This is a genomic window from Maricaulis maris (assembly GCF_049116555.1).
GTDB classification, from domain to species: Bacteria; Pseudomonadota; Alphaproteobacteria; order Caulobacterales; family Maricaulaceae; genus Maricaulis; species Maricaulis maris_C.
Genome location: NZ_JAGDYT010000004.1, coordinates 226,135 through 246,751 on the forward strand (window position 1 = coordinate 226,135; position 20,617 = coordinate 246,751).

At 62.0% G+C, this 20,617-nt stretch carries 17 protein-coding genes; all 17 read right to left on the reverse strand.

Annotated elements, in window-relative coordinates:
• Window positions 1-8: 8 nt before the first annotated feature.
• The 17 genes from dnaE to nuoH all read right to left on the reverse strand — a co-directional run bounded on the left by dnaE (window position 9) and on the right by nuoH (window position 20,617).
• Window positions 9-3,449, reverse strand: coding sequence for a DNA polymerase III subunit alpha (dnaE, locus tag JXQ94_RS06985; RefSeq protein WP_421923058.1), 3,441 nt, complete (start codon window positions 3,447-3,449; stop codon window positions 9-11).
• Window positions 3,450-3,747: 298 nt separating this feature from the next.
• Entirely contained in the window at window positions 3,748-4,437 is a 690-nt protein-coding gene (locus JXQ94_RS06990; protein ID WP_421923059.1) for an ABC transporter ATP-binding protein, read from the reverse strand.
• On the reverse strand, window positions 4,430-5,761 hold the full coding sequence (locus JXQ94_RS06995) for a lipoprotein-releasing ABC transporter permease subunit (RefSeq protein WP_421923060.1): 1,332 nt from the start codon (window positions 5,759-5,761) through the stop codon (window positions 4,430-4,432). Before JXQ94_RS06995 ends, JXQ94_RS06990 begins: the two co-directional genes overlap by 8 nt.
• Window positions 5,754-7,088 (reverse strand): proline--tRNA ligase, encoded by a 1,335-nt coding sequence (proS, locus tag JXQ94_RS07000; protein ID WP_421923061.1) that lies wholly within the window; start codon window positions 7,086-7,088, stop codon window positions 5,754-5,756. The genes JXQ94_RS06995 and proS overlap by 8 nt, the downstream gene beginning before the upstream one ends.
• A 240-nt stretch (window positions 7,089-7,328) precedes the next feature.
• A complete protein-coding gene (locus tag JXQ94_RS07005) occupies window positions 7,329-8,924 on the reverse strand; it encodes an AbgT family transporter (RefSeq protein ID WP_421923062.1) in 1,596 nt (531 codons plus the stop codon).
• A 66-nt stretch (window positions 8,925-8,990) separates the two neighbouring features.
• Window positions 8,991-9,329, reverse strand: a complete 339-nt coding sequence (locus tag JXQ94_RS07010) for a DUF1467 family protein (protein WP_421923063.1) — start codon at window positions 9,327-9,329, stop codon at window positions 8,991-8,993.
• Window positions 9,326-9,745 carry a methylmalonyl-CoA epimerase gene (gene mce, locus JXQ94_RS07015; protein WP_421923064.1) on the reverse strand — a complete coding sequence of 140 codons (420 nt, stop codon included), beginning with the start codon at window positions 9,743-9,745 and terminating at the stop codon, window positions 9,326-9,328. The genes JXQ94_RS07010 and mce overlap by 4 nt, the downstream gene beginning before the upstream one ends.
• A gap of 16 nt (window positions 9,746-9,761) precedes the next feature.
• Window positions 9,762-11,381, reverse strand: coding sequence for a ribonuclease J (locus JXQ94_RS07020; RefSeq protein WP_421923174.1), 1,620 nt, complete (start codon window positions 11,379-11,381; stop codon window positions 9,762-9,764).
• Window positions 11,382-11,428: 47 nt separating this feature from the next.
• Window positions 11,429-12,208, reverse strand: a complete 780-nt coding sequence (locus JXQ94_RS07025) for a type III pantothenate kinase (RefSeq protein WP_421923065.1) — start codon at window positions 12,206-12,208, stop codon at window positions 11,429-11,431.
• A 10-nt stretch (window positions 12,209-12,218) separates the two neighbouring features.
• Window positions 12,219-12,962, reverse strand: a complete 744-nt coding sequence (locus tag JXQ94_RS07030; RefSeq protein ID WP_421923066.1) for a biotin--[acetyl-CoA-carboxylase] ligase — start codon at window positions 12,960-12,962, stop codon at window positions 12,219-12,221.
• Between the two features lie 10 nt (window positions 12,963-12,972).
• Entirely contained in the window at window positions 12,973-14,415 is a 1,443-nt protein-coding gene (gene nuoN / locus JXQ94_RS07035; RefSeq protein WP_295693301.1) for an NADH-quinone oxidoreductase subunit NuoN, read from the reverse strand.
• 12 nt (window positions 14,416-14,427) lie between these two features.
• Entirely contained in the window at window positions 14,428-15,942 is a 1,515-nt protein-coding gene (locus tag JXQ94_RS07040) for an NADH-quinone oxidoreductase subunit M (protein WP_301063060.1), read from the reverse strand.
• Window positions 15,943-18,084: an NADH-quinone oxidoreductase subunit L gene (nuoL, locus tag JXQ94_RS07045; RefSeq protein WP_421923067.1), complete on the reverse strand. Its 2,142-nt coding sequence runs from the start codon at window positions 18,082-18,084 to the stop codon at window positions 15,943-15,945.
• Between the two features lie 6 nt (window positions 18,085-18,090).
• A complete protein-coding gene (nuoK, locus tag JXQ94_RS07050; protein WP_301063207.1) occupies window positions 18,091-18,399 on the reverse strand; it encodes an NADH-quinone oxidoreductase subunit NuoK in 309 nt (102 codons plus the stop codon).
• The gene (locus tag JXQ94_RS07055) at window positions 18,399-19,010 is read right to left on the reverse strand and encodes an NADH-quinone oxidoreductase subunit J (protein WP_295693310.1); all 612 of its coding nucleotides are present in this window, start codon (window positions 19,008-19,010) and stop codon (window positions 18,399-18,401) included. Before JXQ94_RS07055 ends, nuoK begins: the two co-directional genes overlap by 1 nt.
• A 44-nt stretch (window positions 19,011-19,054) precedes the next feature.
• On the reverse strand, window positions 19,055-19,543 hold the full coding sequence (nuoI, locus tag JXQ94_RS07060; protein ID WP_421923068.1) for an NADH-quinone oxidoreductase subunit NuoI: 489 nt from the start codon (window positions 19,541-19,543) through the stop codon (window positions 19,055-19,057).
• Between the two features lie 3 nt (window positions 19,544-19,546).
• Window positions 19,547-20,617 carry an NADH-quinone oxidoreductase subunit NuoH gene (gene nuoH, locus JXQ94_RS07065; RefSeq protein ID WP_421923069.1) on the reverse strand — a complete coding sequence of 357 codons (1,071 nt, stop codon included), beginning with the start codon at window positions 20,615-20,617 and terminating at the stop codon, window positions 19,547-19,549.

Sequence of the window (20,617 nt, forward strand, 5' to 3'; positions counted from 1 at the left end):
GACGACGGTCAGGCGCTCTCGACCGAGGCGACGCCCTTCACCCCTTTCAGGGCGGCCTGCAGCGCGGCATCGGCGCTGTGGCGCCCCGGCAGACGCATCTCGATTTCGCCGCCATCCCGCAGCGGCAGCAGAAGGTCGATCACGGCGTCATGACTGGCATCCTTGCGCCCGTTCGCCCGCTCGAGTCGGGCGTGAACACCGGCCAGGGCCTCGCTCGCATCAAGCCGGATACGCAGGCGTTCCGCTGACACCTTGGTATCCAGCGGCTCGATCTTGTCGGCGAAGAAGGAGATTTGCTCGTCGCGCTCATCGACCCGGCAATTGACCATCACTGCCTGGCCGCTGTCGAGAATGTCCCGGGAGCTGATCAGCAAGTCCGAATTGACGAAGACCTCGAATTCCCCGGTCGGGTCGGACAGGGTGGTCCAGGCGAAACGCTCGCCATTCTTGTTGGAGACACGCTCCTGGCGCCGTCGCACCATGCCGGCCAGACGCAGCGCGGTCGCGCCGTCGGCGACGCGGGCTGGGGCTTCGGCAAAGAAGACCACGCCGCGACCGGCCAGGTGATCGGCCAGATCGTCCAGCGGATGGCCGGAGAGATAAAAACCGATCGCCGACAATTCAGCATCGAGCCGCTGGGTGGCGGTCCAGGGATCCGGCTGCGGCAGGCGCGGGCGCTCGAGCTGAGCCTCCTCCCCGCCGCCAAACAGGCTGGCCTGGGCGCTTTCGCGCTGCTCGGCAGCATGTTGCGCCATCGAGATCAGGGTTTCCGCCGAGGCCATGACCCGAGCCCGGTCCGGATCCATGCTGTCAAAAGCACCCGCCTTGGCGAGGTTTTCGAAGGTCCGCTTGTTGACCTGGCGCGGATCGACGCGTTCGGCGAAATCATAGAGGTCGCGGAACGGCCCATTGGCCTCGCGCTCCTCGACGATATGCTCCATGGCCACGAAGCCGACATTGCGGATGGCCCCGAGCGCAAACCGTATCGTGCCCTCCTCGACCGAGAAATCAGCCTGGGACGCATTCACGTCCGGTGGGCGCACCTCAAGCTTCATCCGCCGGACTTCCTGGAAGAAGGCGGACAGCTTGTCGGTATTGGCCGCGTCGAGCGACATCAGCGCGGCCATGAACTCGACCGGGTAATTGGCTTTCAAAAAGCCGGTTCGATAGGCGATCGCGGCATAGGCGGCAGCGTGGGACTTGTTGAAGCCATAACCGGCAAACTCGGCCACGAGTTCGAAAATGTAGGAGGCCTTCTCGCGGCTGACGCCCTTGGCCTCGGCCCCTTCAAGGAAACGGACTTTCTGCTTGTCCATCTCCTCTTTCTTCTTCTTGCCCATGGCGCGGCGCAGAAGGTCGGCCTCGCCAAGCGAATAGCCGGACAGGATCTGCGCGATCTGCATCACCTGTTCCTGATAGATGATGACGCCATAGGTTTCCGACAGCACGCCTTCCAGGTCGGGATGGAGATTATCCACCTCGGCCCGGCCGAATTTCCGGTCGACATACACGTCGATATTCTTCATCGGCCCTGGTCGATAGAGCGAGATCAGGGCGATCAGATCCTCGATTGCATCCGGCTTCATCTTCTTGAGCGTGTCGCGCATGCCCGAGCTTTCGAGCTGGAACACGCCGATCGCATGGCCGGACTGCAAGAGGTCGAACGTCGCCTGGTCGTCGAAATCAATGCCCTCGATATCCGGCACGTCCTTGCCGGCCGAGGCGATATAGCCGAGCGCCCGCGCGATCACGGTCAGGGTTTTCAGGCCCAGGAAATCGAACTTCACCAGGCCGGCCGGCTCGACCCATTTCATGTTGAACTGCGTCGCCGGGATATCCGATCGCGGATCCCGATAGAGGGGGACCAGCTCGGAGAGTTTGCGATCGCCGATCACCACACCGGCGGCGTGGGTCGAGGCGTTGCGATAAAGGCCCTCCAGCTTGAGCGCGACGGTCAGAAGGGTGTCGACGCTGTCGTCATCCCGGCGCATCTCGCGCAATCGCGGCTCCAGATCGAGCGCCTGGGCAAGCGTTACCGGATTGGCCGGATTGGCCGGGACCATCTTGGCGAGCCGGTCAACGAGGCCGAGCGGCAATTGGAGCACGCGGCCGGTATCGCGCACCACGGCGCGGGCCTGAAGCGTACCGAATGTGATGATCTGGGCGACCCGGTCATGCCCGTATTGCTCCTGCACATAACGGATCACCTCGCCGCGACGCTCCTGGCAGAAGTCGACGTCGAAGTCGGGCATGGAAACCCGCTCGGGATTGAGGAAACGTTCGAACAGCAGCCCGAAGCGAAGCGGATCAAGATCGGTGATGGTCAGGGCGTAGGCGACCAGTGAGCCGGCGCCCGAACCCCGGCCCGGTCCGACCGGTATGTCGTTATTCTTGGCCCACTGGATGAAGTCCGAGACGATCAGGAAATAGCCCGGGAACCCCATCTGCTTGATGATGTCGAGCTCGAAATCGAGCCGGGCACGGTATTCCGATTCAGGCGCTGCCGCATTGATGCTGGCGAGCCGGTCGGTCAGACCGTCATGGGCCCGCGCGATCAGCTCCTCGACCTCGGTCCGGCCGCCTTCGGTGGGAAAGCTGGGCAGGATCGGCGCGTGGGTGCGGACCCGGAAGGCACAGCGCCGGGCGATCTCGAGCGTGTTCTCGAGCGCCTCCGGCAGGTCGGCAAATCGCGCATGCATCGTCTCCGGCGAGGCCAGGTCGTGATCTGCGGTGACGCGCCGCCGGTCGGCGACAGACACGAAGGAGCTTTCCGAGATACACAGGAGCGCATCATGCGCCTTGTGCATCGACGGGTCCGGGAAATAGGCTTCATTGGTCGCGACCAAGGGGAGTTCGCGCGCATAGGCTTCGCGCACCAGCCAGTCCTCGGCCTGCAATTCCTCTGCCTGTCCGTGACGCTGCAGCTCGACATAGAGCCGGTCGCCAAAGGCCGACTGGAGCCGGGCAAGATAGCTTGCCGCCTCAGGCTGCCGCCCGCCAATGATCAGGCGATTGAGGAGGCCATCAGGCCCGCCGGTCAGCGCAATCACGCCATGGGCATGTTCCAGCACCAGCGCCAGGGGAATATGGGGCTCTTCCGACCCGTCGACATCGCAAAAGGCGGCGCTGGAGAGCGCCATCAGATTGCCATAACCACCCTCGTCCTGGGCCAGAAGGACGAGCGTGCCATCCGGCTCGGCGCGCTCACCGGGATGCGGATCGCCAAGCCTTACCTTAAGCGTACAGCCAACAATGGGTTGCACACCGGCACCGGAAAGGACTTCCGAGAATTCCAGCGCCCCGAACAGGTTATTGGTGTCGGTCAGCGCGATCGCGGGCATGCCATAGGTCTGGCAAGCCTCGACCATTTTGGGCATGCGGATCGCGCCCTCAAGGACAGAATACGGAGACCGCACACGCAAATGCACAAAGGGATGTTGCACGCCCATGCGTCGCTCCTGAAATCCGGCCCCGAATCTGATCCAGCCCTGCCCTCGACCAGACCCCCCGAAGGGCGGCCGCGAGTCAGGCGATCAGTCTAGCCGCTTCAGGCCGCGCCGAGAACCGATCCCCACATGGCAATCATCCAGGCAAAGCCGAGAACGGCGGTGGCAGCAGAAACATCTTGAACAACACGGCGCATAACTCTCTCCCCAATTGCGAGTTCTGCATTTGTTCTATTTCGGGACATGACAGGCGTCAAGAAAAATGTTCCAGTTTTGTTCCTGTGCGATTCGCTCGGCCTGGTCAGTCGGGGATATAGGGCGTGAGCCGGCCGTCCGCGAAGGTCAGGATCCGGTCCATCCGGCCAGCCAGTTCATGGTTATGGGTCGCGACAAGGGCCGCCGCCCCTTCCGCCTTCACGGTTTCGCGGAAAGCCGCGAAGACCGTTTCCGACGTTCCCGGATCGAGATTGCCTGTCGGTTCATCGGCCAGCAGGACATGGGGCGAATTGGCCAGGGCCCGGGCAATCGCGACACGCTGTTGCTCACCCCCGGACAATTGCGACGGCTGGTGCAAGAGCCGGTCAGCCAGGCCAAGCTGGGTCAACAGCATCTCCGCCCGCTCGCGCGCCTTTGCGGATGGCACGCCGCCGATCAATTGCGGCAGGACGATATTTTCCAGCGCATCAAACTCGGGCAGGAGGTGGTGGAATTGATAGACGAAGCCGATCTCGCGGCGCCGAATGGATGTTCGCTCACGGTCTGACAGGCCGACTGTGGCCTTGCCCCTCACCCGCACTTCACCGGCGTCCGGGCGTTCCAGCAGTCCTGCCGCATGGAGCAGCGAGGATTTGCCCGAACCGGACGGCCCTACGAGGCCGACGATCTCACCCGGAGAAAGGGTCAGGCTGGCGCCGCGCAAGACCGGCAGCTCGCCGGCCTCGGTCACATAGGTGCGGTCGATCGAGTCGAGTTCGAGAACGAATTCACTCATAGCGCAGCGCCTCCACCGGATCGAGCCGCGCGGCCCGCCAGGCCGGCGGCAGGGTCACGAGCAGGGAGATAGCGAGGCCGAAGGCAGAGATAAACGCGACTTCGCCCCAGTCCATCTTGGCCGGAATGCGGTAGAGATAATAGACGTTTGGATCCCAGACCTGAGCGCCAGTTGTCCAGGTGATGAAATCCTGGATCGGCCCGATGAAGGTCACGAAGAGGATGCCCAATAACAACCCGGCCAGCGTTCCCGCCATGCCGATACTGGCGCCGACGATCAGGAAAACCCGCATGACCGAGGACTGGGTCGCGCCCATCGTGCGCAGGATGGCGATATCGCGCGACTTGTTCTTCACCAGCATGACCAGGCCGGAAATGATGTTCATGGCTGCTATCGCGACCACGATGGACAGGATGAGACGCATGGCCGTGCGCTCGAATTGCAGCGCGTTGAAGAAGGCGGGGTCAAGCCGGGTATAGTCGTAGACCATGGCATTGGGACCGGCGATCTCGCGGACAGGCGCAACAAATTGCGGAGCCATTTCGGGTATGTCGAGACGGATCTGGATGGTGTCCACCACATCGCCACGGGTGAAGTAGAGCTGGCCCTGGTCGAGCGGCATATAGGCAAGATTATTGTCGATGGTGGAGACACCAGCCGCGACAATCGCCTCGACATAATAGGCTTTTTGTTGCGGGCGGATGCCAAAGGCGGTCGGCGCGGCCCGGGCGGCGGTAAAAGTGACCCGGTCGCCGATCGTCACGCCGAGGCGCTGGGCGACCCCAGTGCCAACGACGATCCCATCGCCGCCATTATGGCCCTCACCAAATGTCTCGAGATCGCCGAACTGGATACCGGTCAGGCTGCGCGGGTCATCACCGGACTGGATCACATCCATGCTGGCGAGGTCAGCCGGGCGAACCGCCAGGACCTGGAGCACGGATTCATAGCGCTCTGACGAGGCGAGCACCTGACCTGTGACGACCGGATCGGCGCTTTTCACGCCGGCCATGGCCTCGATCTCCTGGATCAGGCGGTCAATGCTTCCCGGGTAAATTTCCCGCGTATCAACATAGACATGCGGCTGAAAGCCGAGAAGTTGGTTGAAGAGTTCGGCGCGAAACCCATTCATGATCGACATGACCGCGATCAGCCCGGTCACAGCCAGGGCAATCCCGCCAAAGGAAATCCAGGCGATCAGCGCGACGCCACCATGCTTGCGGCGGGCCCGCAGGTAACGGAAGGCGAGCAGGAATTCATAAGGGCTGAAGGGGCGCGCCCCACCAGCCGATGCATGGCCTGTCTCGCGCACCGTATCAGTCATCGGCAAAAGCTCTCTCGGCCAGCCGGCTGACGGCGTCATCCGGCGACATTTCATGGGTCTCGCCGGTGCGCCGCACCTTGAGCTCGACCTTGCCCTCTTTCAGACCGCGAGGCCCGATCACGATCTGGTAAGGCAGACCGATCAGATCGGCCGTCGCGAACTTGGCGCCGGCGCGATTGTCGGTGTCGTCATAGAGTGGGTCGAGCCCAGCCTCGACCAGCGCCTTGTAAGCCGTGTCACAGGCTGCGTCGCACGCCGCGTCGCCGACACGCATATTGATGATGCCAACACCGAAAGGCGCGACACTCTCCGGCCAGATACAGCCCTTCTCGTCATGATGCGCTTCAATGATCGCCCCGAGCAAGCGCGACACACCAACGCCATAAGAGCCCATATGGACCGGGCGCGGCTGGCCATCCTGGTGCTGGACCATTGCCTTCATCGGTTCGGAATATTTGGTGCCGAAATTGAAGATATGTCCGACTTCGATCCCGCGAGCCGAGAGCTGGCGGTCGGCCGGTACAGCGGCGAAAGCGTCGGGCTGGTGCATCTCCTCGGTCGCGGCATAGAGCGCCGTGCGCTGGTCCACGAGCGGCTGCAAATCCCCGTCGAAGTCGACATCGAGACCGGGCGCGCCCATCTCGACGAGATCGGCATGGCAGAAGACCTCGCTCTCACCGGTTTCGGCAAGGACGATGAATTCATGGCTCAGATCGCCGCCGATCGGCCCGGTGTCAGCCTTCATCGGCACGGCCTTGAGGCCCAGCCGTGAGAAAGTGTTCAGATAGGCCACGAACATACGGTTATAGGAGCGGCGGGCTGCCGCTTCGTCCACATCGAAGGAATACGTGTCCTTCATCAGGAATTCGCGGCCGCGCATGACCCCGAAACGGGGGCGGCGCTCGTCGCGGAACTTCCACTGGATATGGTAGAGCATCTTCGGCAAGTCCTTGTAGGACTTGCAGTAAGAGCGAAAGATGTCGGTGATCATCTCTTCATTCGTGGGTCCGAAGAGCAGCTCGCGGTCGTGCCGGTCGGTGATGCGCAGCATCTCGTCGCCATAATCGTCATAGCGGCCGCTTTCACGCCACAGATCAGCGGACTGAACCGTCGGCATCAAAAGCTCGATGGCACCGGCCCGGTCCTGCTCTTCGCGCACGATCTGCTCGATCTTCTTGAGCACGCGATGGCCCAGAGGCAACCAGGAATAAATCCCCGCCGCCTGCTGCTTGATCATGCCGGCGCGCAGCATCAGCTGGTGCGAGACAATCTCGGCGTCGGAGGGCGTTTCCTTGAGGACAGGCAGGAAGTAGCGGGACAGGCGCATGGTCGATTCCGGTGGGTTCGTGTTTGACGTCCATTAGACCGCGTGAGCGGCGTAATACAAGGATGGAAGGGGGTTGGGATGCAGAGAGGGGAATGCCGTGGACGTGACGGCGGCCGCGGCCTCCAGCAACGGCGCCACACGCAAGCCCGCCCATAAATCTGAGGCCAAGACCGGCATGCCGCCCGCGGCGCTCAACGCCTCGCCTCAATCAGCCCTGCCCGCTCGAATGAGCCCGTGCCCCTACCCCTCGGCCGGGTAATAGGTCGGCGAGCCCGGTCCGACCGGCAGGTCGAGGCCGAAAGTCCACAGGAAGAAGAAGCTCGACCAGAAGAGGATGAAGAAGATTGTATAGGGCAGCATCATCGCGATCAGCGTGCCGACCCCGAGATTGCGGTCATAGCGCGTTGCCCAGGCGAGGATGAGGCCGAAATAGCTCATCATGGGCGTGATGATATTGGTCGTTGAATCCCCGATCCGGTAAGCCGCCTGGATCACTTCCGGGGCATAACCGATCAGCATCAGCATGGGCACGAAGATCGGCGCCGTCACCGCCCACTGGGCCGAGGCCGAGCCGAGCGAGAGGTTGATCACCGCACACATCAGAATGAAGAGGAAGAAGACCAACGGCCCGGTCAACCCGCTATCCTGCAGGAATTGGGCACCGGTCACGGCGGTGATCGCGCCCAGATTGGTCCAGCCGAAGAAGGCCACGAACTGAGCCGCAAAGAAAACCAGAACGATATAGAGGCCCAGCGCACTCAGCGCGCTGGCCATCGCATTGATGACATCACGGTCGGACTTCATTGTGCCCGTCGCCCGGCCATAAGCATAACCGGCAGCGATGAAGAATATCAGGATCCAGACCACAAAACCGCGGAAGAAGGGTGAATTGATCCGGTCGCCGGTCTCGGGGTTACGAAGGACACCCCATTCCGGCACGAGGGTCAGGGCCATCAACGCGAAAACGCCGAGAATGGCAAAGCCCGCCCAGCCCAGGCCCTTGCGTTCCTTGGCTTCCAGAGGCTGCATCATATTCTTGTCGAGGACGGTCTCGTCAGCGTGCGCGGGATTGTATTGCCCCAGCTTGGGCTCGACGATGAAAATCGTCACCAAGGAACCGATGGCCGTGATCAGGAAGGTCGAAGCGACCATGAAATACCAGTTCGCGGTCGCAACCACGACATAATCCGGGTCGATCAGCCGCGCAGCTTCCTGGGTGATCCCCGCCAGCAGCGGATCAATGGTTCCAATGAGGATATTGGCGCTATAGCCACCGGACACACCGGCAAAGGCCGCTGCCATACCAGCCAGCGGATGCCGACCCAGCGCGTAGAAGATCGCTCCCGCCAGCGGGATGAGCACCACATAGCCAACTTCGGACGCTGTATTGGAGACGATACCGGCGAAGACGATAGCGACCGTCACGACATGGCGCGGCGCCGACAGAACCATGGCGCGCACCGCGGCGGACAGAAGACCGGATTTCTCGGCGACGCCCACACCCAGCATCGCCACCAGCACCACGCCCAGCGGCGCAAAACCGGTGAAATTGGTCACCAGGCTGGTCCAGATGCGGCGGATCCCGTCCCCGTCCATCAGGCTGATCGCCCGGATCATCCCGTCTTCAGCCACGCCGCGACCCCCGGCCGGCCGCGGATCCTCAACAGCAAGCCCGAGCCAACCGAACAATCCGGAGAGGAGCACGATACCGACCGCCAGGATGGCAAAGAGGGTCACCGGGTGCGGCAGGAGATTGCCGAGCCATTCGACGCCGTCAAGAAAGCGCGTGAAGGCGCCGCGGCGCTTGGTTTCCGGCGTCGATACTGGTTCGGTCATCTTGTTTCCCCATTTCAGACAAGCGCAGCCCCACCCCTTTCGGGACTGCACGTCAGGTCGTTTCTGTTAGTAAGCGCCAGACGGCATGAACGGCGCCAGAACGCCGCTTTCATTGACGATGAAGTAAATGATCCAGACGGTCGAGGCCGCGACGGTCGACCACCACATTTTTCTCGGCAGGTTCGGCGCCTGCGGTGCGCCGCGCTCGGAGCCCTCGACCACATCCCCACTCTCTTCCTGGGACTGCACACCAATCGGCAGCATGGTGAAAAAGAAGAGCCACCAGACGATCAGGAAGACCACGACGCCATTGACCACGCCGACCCCACCATCGCGGATGAAAAAGCCGGAGAGCCAGAGCAGGCCCGCAAGGGCCACGGGCGCACGCTTGAGCCAGGTCATCATCGCGCCGGCTCCTGCATCAGCTCGATGAGCTGGCCATGGCTGTTCTTGGGATGGATGAAAATCACCGGCACACCATGGGCCCCGATATAGGGCTCGCCCGTGCCCAGCACGGTTGCTCCCCTGGCCTGCATGGCATCGCGCGCGGCAATGATATCGGCGACTTCAAAGCAGAGATGGTGCTGGCCGCCCTTGGGATTGCGCGCGAGGAATTTGTGGATCGGGCTGTCATCACCGCACGGCTCGATCAGCTCGATCTCGGAATTGTCGAGATGGACAAAGGACACGCGGACACCCAGGTGCGGGAAGTCCTTGGTCTCGGTCGCGTCAACCGCGCCATAGAGCTCGGCATAGGTTGTCTTGGCCGCCTCGATATCGGGAACGGCGACGCCAACATGGTTCAAACGTCCGATCTTCATGGCGATGGTCTCCTCGTCAGACTTCCAGCATCAGTATCTCGACCCAGGGCTTCTTGCCCCAGATGCGATTGGCTTCCCGACGCACGGCGCGGCGAACCTCTTCCTCGGCCCGCTCGACATCGCGGCGGTCGCGTTTGGACAGGCGGTCGAAGGCGCGCTCGGCCTCGTCCGCCAGGGCGTCAGCAAATCCATCCAGCGATAGATTGGCATCTTCCGGCACCCCCTGCATGCGGACTTCCGGGCCCGAGACCAGTTCGCCGGCATCCGTCACGGCCATGGCGATGGCGATCTGGCCGGCATGCGCCAGCTTGCGACGCTCGCGCATCGAGTCGGCATTGGCGTCGACGATGAAATTGCCATCGATATGGAGCCGGCTGGCCGGCGCCTCGTCGACAATGGACGCCGTCCCGTCACTGCGGATCTGGACCATGTCACCATTGCGCACCGAGACCGATTGCGGAACCTGGAGTTCGCGCGCGAAGGCGGCATGCTCGAGCAGGTGGCGGCGCTCGCCATGGACCGGGATCGCCACTTTCGGCTTGGCCCAGGCATACATCTGCGCCAATTCGTCCCGGCAGGGATGGCCCGACACGTGAATGGGCCGGTCCTTCTCGGTGAAGATATTCACGCCGCGCTCGGCCAGGCGGTTCTGAAGCTGGAAAATCCCGACATCATTGCCCGGGATGACCCGACTCGAGAAAATCACCGTATCGCCGCTGCTCAGCGAGACATTGCGGTGATTGCCCTCGGCAATGCGCGACAGGGCGGCCCGCGGCTCGCCCTGGGAACCGGTGCAAAGATAGAGGATCTTGTCATTGGGGAAGCGCGCCGCCTCTTCCTCGCTGATGAAGTCCTTCACATCCGACAACATTCCGACGGACTTGGCCGCCGCCGTCATGCGGTGCATGGAGCGGCCAACCAGACAGACCCGGCGACCATTGGCCTCGGCGGCCTGAATGGCGGACTGCAGCCGCGCGACATTGGAGGCGAAGGACGCGATCGCCACCTTGCCGGTCCCGCACTCGCCGACCAGCTTGATCAATTCGTCCCGTACATCGCCCTCCGAACCGGCCTCGCCCGGCGTGAAGACGTTGGTACTGTCGCAGATCATGGCCAGCACGCCCTCATCGCCGATGGCGGAGATGGCGGCGCTGTCCGTAACCTCGCCGATCAGCGGATTGGGATCGATCTTCCAGTCACCGGTGTGCAGGACCATGCCGGCCGGCGTGCGAATGGCGATCCCGTTGGGTTCGGGGATGGAATGGGTCAGCGTGACCATTTGCAGGTCGAACGGGCCGAGGTTGAAACGGCTGTCCAGCGCCATCTCGTGCAGCTCGACTTCGTTCAGCAAGCCAAATTCCCGCAAACGGTCGCGAACCAGCCAGGCCGTAAAGGGCGTGGCCCAGATCGGGCAGCGCAAGCGACGCCAGAGGTGCGCAACCGCGCCCATATGGTCTTCATGTGCATGGGTGAGGACCATGCCGATCAGATCGTCCCGACGTTCCTCAATGAATCGCGGATCGGGCATGATCAGATCGACGCCCGGCGTCGTCAGGTCACCGAATGTGACCCCGCAATCGACGATGATCCATTTCTGCTCGCCCTCCGGCCCATAGCCGTAGAGATTGAGATTCATGCCGATTTCATCGGATCCGCCGAGCGGCAGGAAGTAGAGGCTATCGGTCAAGAATTGGTACCGCCATTGAGTTTCCAGACTTCGAGGAGACCGCGGATGGTGAGGTCCGCGTCGTAGTGATCAATCGCCTTGGACGCGCCGTCGAAAAGGGAGACGACACCGCCGGTCGCGATCACGGTCATGGGCTGGGCGTACTCGCTCTTGAGCCGCTGCACCAGTCCGTCAATCAGATCGATATAGCCCCAGAAGACCCCCGACTGCATCGCCGACACCGTGTCCTTGCCCATCACACGCAGTGGCTTGGCGATCGCGACCCGCGGCAGCTTGGCTGCTGCGGCATGCAGGGCCTGCATGGAGAGATTGATCCCCGGCGCGATAATTCCGCCTTCGAAAGCACCATCTGCGGCAATGACGTCGAACGTGGTTGCCGTGCCGCTGTCGATGATGATCAGCGCACCGTCATAGACCGCCCGCGCGCCCAGGGCATTCACCAAACGGTCGGCGCCGGCGTCCTGGGGGCGCTCCAACCGCACTTCGATATCCATCCGCACGCCCGGCTCGCCGACAATGACCGGCTCGGCCTTGAAATAGCGACGCGAGAGATTGCGCAGATTGAACAGCGCCTGGGGCACGACCGTGGAGATCACACAGGCGCTGATGTCGTCGAATGAGCGCCCCTGCAACGCCATGAGCTGGGACAGCCAGACGGCATGTTCATCCGCGGTGCGGGTCGAGTCGGTTCCCGACCGCCACTGCGCGACCCAGTCCGTTCCGTCATGGATGGCGAAGAGCGTATTGGTATTGCCGCAATCGATGGCGAGCAGCATGGCTGTCCTTTCATCCCGCGTCGGGGAAAAACACGTCTCCTGCGGAGATATACCGGCGACCGCCGCCAACCAAGTCCAGTCGCAGTGCGCCGTCAGGCCCGAGATCCGAGAACACGCCTCTGACGGTCTCGTTTTCAAGCCGCGCCTCGCAGCTCTGGCCCAGCCCGTGCGCCCGCGTGAGCCAACGGTCGCGGATCGGACCGAAACCGCCCAGAAGCCAGTCGCGGCGCTCCCGCTCAAAAGCCGTGATCAAGATGTCGAGAGCGGCTTCCGGAGCCAGGGTCCGGCCATGGGCGGCAAGGGCTGTCGCCGGTCGTTCAACATCCTCCGGAGCCTCCGCGAGATTGATTCCGATCCCGACCGCGAGCCAGAGCCCGCCTCCGGGCGCCGGGCCGCTCTCAAGCAGGATGCCGGCCGCCTTGCGACCCGATACCAGCGCGTCATTGGGCCATTTCAGGCGGGTCAGCGCCGGATCACCAAGCGCCGCGTCACAGACAGCACCGACTGCATTGGCCGCGGCGAAGGACAATTCTGCGGCGCGCCCCGGATCGCACTGGAAGGTGTAGAGTCCGGTGGTGAAGAGATTGCCGCTCAGACCGCTCCAAGCCCGACCCCGGCGCCCTCGCCCGGCCGTCTGGCGCCGCGCAGCCAGCCAGAGCGGACCGCGCTCGCCCTCGATCGCGCGAGCCTTGATATCGGCATTGGTCGAGGCGGTTTCCTCGACCCACTCAATCCGGGGCTGGGGGTCAGACAAGTCGCGCCCGCTAGAGCAGCGACAAGCCGACTGAATAGGCCCGGAAGACCAGCCAGCCGAGGACCGGCAGAAGGAGGATCGTCGCCAGGCCCGCGATCCGTGCCACCCAATAGGTGGAGACCGCTGACGGCACGAATTCAATGTCCGAACTGTCGAACCAGATCACCTTCACGATGCGCAGATAATAGGCCGCGCCAACAACCGAGAAGAGAACGGCGAGCACGGCGAGGATCATCATGTCGGCCTGTACCGCGGCATAGACGACGAAGAACTTGCCGAAGAAGCCGACCATGAAGGGCAGCCCGCCGATGGAGAACATCAGCGCCGTCATCGACCAGCCGAGACCGGGATTGCGCTGGGCCAGACCGGCGAGGTCGGAAACCTGTTCCACCATGCCTTCGCGGGTCCGCATGGACAGGATGCCGGCAAAGGAGCCGATCACACCCACCATGTAGAGCGACATGAAGACCAGCAGAGCCCACAGGCCCGTCTGGCTGGCTGCCGCCACGGCGACGAGCGCATAGCCCATATTGCCGATCGAGGAATAGGCCATCAGGCGCTTGATATTCTGTTGGGTCAGCGCGCCGAACGCCCCCACACCCATGGACAGGACGGCGATCATCCAGATCACGTCGCGCCATTGATCGACGACCGCGCCGAAAGGCTCCATCAAAACGCGCGCCAGGAGCACGATCGCCGCGAATTTCGGGGCCGTGGCAAAGAAGGCCGTCACCGGGGTCGGTGCGCCCTCATAAACGTCTGGCGTCCACATGTGGAAGGGCGCGGCAGAGACCTTGAAGGCAAGACCGCAGATCACGAAGACGAGGCCGACCGTGAGGCCGACATTGCTGCCGCTCTCCACCGCCAGGGCGATATCGTAAAATCCTGTCGAACCCGCGAAACCGTAGACCAGCGACGCTCCATATAGCAGCAGGCCGGAGGACAACGCGCCGAGCACGAAATACTTCAGGCCGGCCTCGGAGGCGCGCAGGCTGTCACGATTGAACGCGGCCAGCACATAGAGCGCCAGTGATTGCAGCTCGATACCCATATACATGGCGATCAGGTCATTGGCCGAGACCATCATCACCATGCCCGTCACGGCGAGCGCGACCAGGACCGGGTATTCAATCTTGCCGAGGTTTTCCGTTTTCAGATACGGCATGGCCAACAGCATCGCGATCGCCGCAACCAGCGCGATGGCGGTCTTGGAGAAGCGGGCGAGGCTGTCGAAAACGAAGCTGTCATTGAAGGCCGTGCCCTCGCCGCTGACCAGGAACAGCGCTGCAAGGCCGGCCGCCACCAGAAGGCCGATGGTCAGCCACTGGATCAGACCGGACGCCTTGTCCTCCCTCAGGAAGACGCCAAGCATCAGCAGGGCCAGGGCACCGCCGGCGAGGACGAGCTCGGGAATGAGAAGCGACAGATCCTGGGAAAGCATGTCGGCCGTCATGGCTGGCTTCTCCTACTGGGCCGATGCAGCGAGCGCCGCATCGTAATTGGAAATCAGATGATTGACCGCGGTCGCGGTGACATCCGTGATCAGGGTGGAAAACACGCCGAGGACAAGCGTACCAATGACGAGCGGTACAAAGATGAGCCACTCCATGCGGTTCAGGTCCGTGATGTTTTCCAGCTTCGGATTGGTGATCTCTCCGAACACGACATCGCGATAGACGGTCAGCATGTACATGGCTGACAGGATCACGCCGACCGCGGCACCGGTGGCGATCCACCAGCTGACCTGGAAGGCGCCGACCATGGTCATGATCTCGCCGACAAAGCCGGATGTGCCGGGCAGGCCGACATTGGCCATCGCGAACAGCCCGAAGATGGCCGCGAAAACCGGCATGCGGTGAACCAGACCCCCATAGAAGGCAATCTCGCGGGTGTGCATGCGATCATAGATCACACCCACACATAGGAAGAGCGCGCCAGAGATGAAGCCATGCGAAATCATCTGGTAGAGGGCGCCCTGGACACCCGTCTCATTCATCGCGAACAGGCCCATCGTCACGAAGCCCATATGGGCGACCGAGGAATAGGCGATCAATTTCTTGATATCGGTCTGACGGAAAGCCACCAGCGAGGTGTAGATGATGGCGATGATCGACAGCACGAAAACCATCGGCGCGAAATAATCACTCGCCTCCGGGAACATGGGCAGCGAGAAGCGCAGGAAACCGTAACCGCCCAGTTTCAAGAGCACACCGGCCAGGATGACCGAACCGGCGGTCGGCGCCTGTACGTGTGCGTCCGGGAGCCAGGTATGGACCGGCCACATCGGCATTTTCACCGCGAAGGAGGCAAAGAAGGCCAGCCACATCCACATCTGGGCATCACGCGCGAATTCGGTCTCAAGCAGCACGGTAACGTCGGTCGTACCGGCCTGCAGGAACATGGCGATCATCGCGACCAGCATCAGCACCGAGCCGAGCAGGGTGTAGAGGAAGAATTTGAACGCGGCATAGACGCGGTTCTGACCACCCCAGACACCGATGATGATGAACATCGGGATCAGGCCACCTTCGAAGAAGATGTAGAAGACGACGAGGTCGAGCGCACAGAAGACGCCGATGACCATGGTCTCCAGCAGCAGGAAGGCGATCATGTAATCGGCAACGCGCGTCTTGATCGCGCCCGAGGCCATGATGCAGATCGGCATGAGGAAGGCGGTCAGGACCACAAAGAGGACCGACAACCCGTCCACGCCCATACGGTAACCCAGACCGATCTGCTCGAGCCAGGTCACTTCATGGACAAACTGGAATCCGGTGGCCTCGGTGTCGAAATTCGCCAGAAGCAAAATCGACATCCCGAACGTCACCATGGTGGCCAGCCAGGCCACCCAGCGCGAATTGCGGTCGATCAGTCCCTGGTCTTCATTGCGGGCGGTGAAGCGGAAAATCGCAATCACCAGCGCGCCGAGCGCCGGAACAAAGGTCAGGATCGACAGGAAGGCTTCAAATTCGCCGAACATTTAAAGACCCCCTTGGCTGACGAGGATCCAGACCGAGAAGCCGAGGACACCAATCAGCATGACGAATGCGTAGTGATAGAGGAAACCGGACTGGCCCTTGGCCAGGCGGCGGGCCGCGGCGAGCGTCGTGCCGGCCACGCCATTGGGACCGAGCCCGTCGATCAGCTTCACATCGCCGATCTTCCAGAACAGATCGCCCAGGCCCTTGGCTCCGCGCACGAAGACGAAATGATAGATCTCGTCGACATACCATTTGTTGTAGAGGAAGGAGTGGAGCGGACCACCGCGCGCGGCGATCCGGGCGCCCATACCCTCATTGATCAGGTAGAACCAGATCGCCAGTCCGAACCCGAACAAGGTCGCGAAGAAGGGCGAGAGCAACACCCAGGTCGGCGGATGATGGCCGCCGCCATGATCGCCCTCACCGGCCTCGGCGTGTTCGTCTGCTGACGCATGAGCCGCCTCCGACCCGTGATCATCACTCGCCGGAGCATGGGAGTCGTCAGCCGCATGGGTATCCGCTTCGGCATGGTCGTCGCCATAGGCCGGATCCTCGCCATGATCACCGGCCACGGCCGGTCCATGCGACGCAGCCGGAACCGCGTCATGCCAGAAATGCCCGGCATTCTCGCCGATGAAGTCCTTCTTGAAGATACCCCCGGCAAAGATGGCACCGATGGCCAGCACGACCAGCGGCATCGCCATGGCGAATTTCGGGTCATGGGCGTGTTCATACACCTCCTTGGGACCACGGAACTTGCCGTGGAAGGTCATGAAGATCAGGCGCCAGGAATAGAAGCTGGTCAGCAAGGCTGCGACGACACCGAACCAGAAGGCCGGAATACCGAAGAAGACACCTTCGCGTCCCGCCATGAAGGCGCCTTCGATAATGGCATCCTTGGAGAAGAAGCCGGCGAAACCGAGATCCCAGGGCAACAGGCCCAACACGCCGAATGAGAAGCCGACACCGGTCAGGGCCACCGTGCCGATGAGCATCATCAGCCAGGTCATGGGCATCATCTTGTAGAGCCCGCCCATCTTGCGCATGTCCTGCTCGTCATGGACGCCGTGTATCACCGCGCCGGAACCGAGGAATAGGAGCGCCTTGAAAAAGGCGTGTGTGAACAGGTGGAACATGGCCGCGCCATAGAGGCCGAGACCGGCAGCAAAGAACATGTAGCCGAGTTGCGAACAGGTCGAATAGGCAACCACCCGCTTGATATCGTTCTGTGCCATGCCAACCGTCGCGGCGAAAAGCGCCGTCGTGGCGCCAATGACGGTGACGAAGGCCGAGGCCGCTTCCGCATTCTCGAAGATCGGGAAAGCCCGGCAGACCAGGAAGACACCGGCGGTGACCATGGTCGCGGCGTGGATCAGCGCAGAGACCGGCGTCGGGCCTTCCATGGCGTCAGGCAGCCAGACATGCAGGAAGAATTGCGCCGACTTGCCCATGGCTCCGATGAAGAGAAGGAAGGCAATCAGCTCGATCGCATTGAACTCCATGCCGGCAAAGGCCAGCACCGCATCCGTATGCTCGGGAACTGCCGCGAAAACATCGTCAAACGTCACCGATCCGAAGACCAGGAAAAGCGCCATGATGCCCAGCGCAAAGCCGAAATCGCCGACCCGGTTGGTTACGAAGGCCTTGATGGCGGCGTCATTGGCCGACTTCTTCTTGTACCAGAAGCCGATCAGCAGATAGGAGGCGAGCCCCACACCTTCCCAGCCGAAGAAGAGTTGGAGGAAGTTGTCGGCGGTCACCAGTGACAGCATCGCGAAGGTGAACAGCGAGAGATAGGAGAAGAAGCGCGCCCGGTGCGGGTCGTGCTCCATATAGCCCCAGGAGTAGATGTGCACGAGTGAGGAGACCGAGGTCACCACCACCAGCATCACCGCTGACAGACTGTCCAGCTTGATCGCCCAGGACACGTCGAAGGCACCGACGCTCATCCAGGTCGCCAGATGGATGGTCTGGGCATTGCCGCCATAGGTGACATCAAAGAAGACAAGCACCGACAGCACGAAGGACAAGAGAACCGTCGCCGTGGTGACGATCTGCGCCGTGCGATGGCCGACATGATTGCCGAGAAGTCCGGCAAAGGCCGATGCGAGGAGCGGCCCGAAGACGATAATGGGTGCCATGATCCCCTAGCCCTTCATCAGGTTGACGCCCTCAACCGAGATATCACCCCGGTTGCGGAAGTAGACGACGAGAATGGCCAGACCGACCGCCGCTTCCGCGGCTGCCACGGTCAGCACGAACAGCGCAAAGACCTGCCCGGCGAGATCGCCGAGATGGGCCGAGAAAGCCACCAGATTGATGTTGACGGAGAGCAGGATGAGCTCGACCGACATCAACAGGATGATGACATTCTTGCGGTTCACGAAAATGCCGAAGACACCGATGGTGAAGAGCACACCGGCGACGGCGAGATAATGTCCCAGTCCGACGTCCATCATTCCCCAATCCCCTGTCCCGGCTTGATGTCATGCATCGAGATCGCATCCTTGCGATCCCGGCCGACCTGCGCACTGACACTCTGGCGGCGCACACCCGGCTTGTGGCGCAGGGTCAGCACGATGGCGCCGATCATGGCGACCAGCAGCACGAGGCCTGCAGCCTGGAAGAAATAGACATACTGATCGTAGATCACGAGACCGAGCGCCTCGACATTGGTCATGCCTTCGGGGATCGCCGCGTCGCGCAGTGCCATGGCCTGATCGGAGGCCTGCCAGGTCATGCCGATCATGCCGAGCTCGACGGCGAGGATGAGCGCGACCAGGCCACCCAGCGGCAGATAGCTCAAGAAGCCCTGCTTCAGCTCGGTGAAGTCGACGTCCAGCATCATCACCACAAAGAGGAAGAGCACCGCAACCGCGCCGACATAGACAACGATCAGCAGCATCGCCAGGAATTCGGCGCCGAGCAGCACGAAGAGCCCGGCCGCCGAGAAAAAGGCCAGGATCAGGAACAAGACTGACCGCACCGGATTGCGCGCGATAACGACCATCAAGGCCGACAAAATCGCCACTCCGGAAAAGGCCCAGAAAGCCAGGTTAGCGAGCATGGTGCCCTCGTCCTCTCAAAAGCGTCCCAGATGCACTGCCCGCGTCAGCGGTACGGCGCATCAAGTTCCAGGTTCTTGGCAATTTCCCGTTCCCAGCGATCGCCGTTCTCGAGCAGTTTTGCCTTGTCGTAGAAAAGTTCTTCGCGGGTTTCGGCGGCGAATTCGAAATTCGGGCCTTCCACGATTGCATCCACTGGGCATGCCTCCTGGCAGTAACCGCAATAGATGCACTTGGTCATGTCGATGTCGTAGCGCGTGGTGCGGCGCGAACCGTCACTGCGCGGCTCGGCCTCGATGGTGATCGCCTGGGCTGGACAGATGGCCTCGCACAGCTTGCAGGCAATGCAGCGCTCTTCACCGTTGGGATAACGGCGCAAGGCGTGCTGGCCCCTGAAGCGTGGGCTGAGCGGACCCTTTTCAAACGGGTAGTTCAGCGTCGCCTTCTTGGCGAAAAAATATCGCATGCCGAGCCCGAAAGCGGACCAGAAGTCCATCAGGAGCGCGCCGCGAAATGCTTGTTGAATGCGTCCCATGACTTACCCCTGAGGTCCGTAAACGACGGCGGCGCCGACCAAGGCGACCGCTGCCAGCGAGATCGGCAGGAAGATTTTCCAGCCCAGCCGCATCAACTGGTCGTAGCGGTAGCGCGGCACCAGGGCCTTCACCATCGCGAACATGAAGAAGAAGAAGACGATCTTGGCGGCGAACCAGAAGAAGTACCAGGCGTGCGAGGCCATGTAGGGCCAGTCGGACACGTCAAGGCCAAACGGGTCGTTCCAGCCGCCGAAAAACAGAATCGACGTCATCGCGCACATCAACACGATGTTGAGATACTCACCGACCATGAACAGCAGGTAGGGCGTCGAGGAATATTCGACCTGGTAACCGGCGACGAGTTCCGATTCCGCTTCGGGCAGATCGAAAGGCGGACGGTTGGTCTCGGCGAGGGCCGAGATGAAGAAGATCACCGCCATCGGGATCATCACCAGGAACATCGGCATCGGCCAGGCGTGGAAGGACAGGACATTCCAATTCCAGAAGCCGCCCGCCTGCATCTCGGTGATGTCGGACAGATTCATCGAGCCGGCGAACAAGAGCACGGTGACGATGATGAAGCCGATCGAGACTTCGTAGGAGACCATCTGGGCAGCGGAGCGCAGCGCGCCGAGAAAAGGATATTTCGAGTTCGAGGCCCAGCCGCCAATGATGATGCCATAGACACCCAGGCTGGACATGGCGAACAGGTAGAGGACCCCGACATTGAGGTCGGCAATCACCCAGCCAGGCGCGGCCGGTACAACAGCCCAGGTCACGAAGGCCAGGATCAGGGTGATCAGCGGTGCCAGCAGGTAGAGCGAGCGATCCGCTCCGGCCGGGATCACGACTTCCTTGAAAACGAATTTGAAGAAGTCGGCGAAAGACTGCAGCAGGCCGAAAGCGCCGACCACATTCGGGCCTTTGCGCATCTGCACGGCGGCCCAAACCTTGCGGTCCATCAGCAGCAGGAAAGCCAGTGAAATCAGAAGGACTACGGCAAAGGCCAGGATCTGCAGCAGGGACATGCCCAGTCCGCCCCAGACACCGAATTGTTCGATGAAATCCGTCAT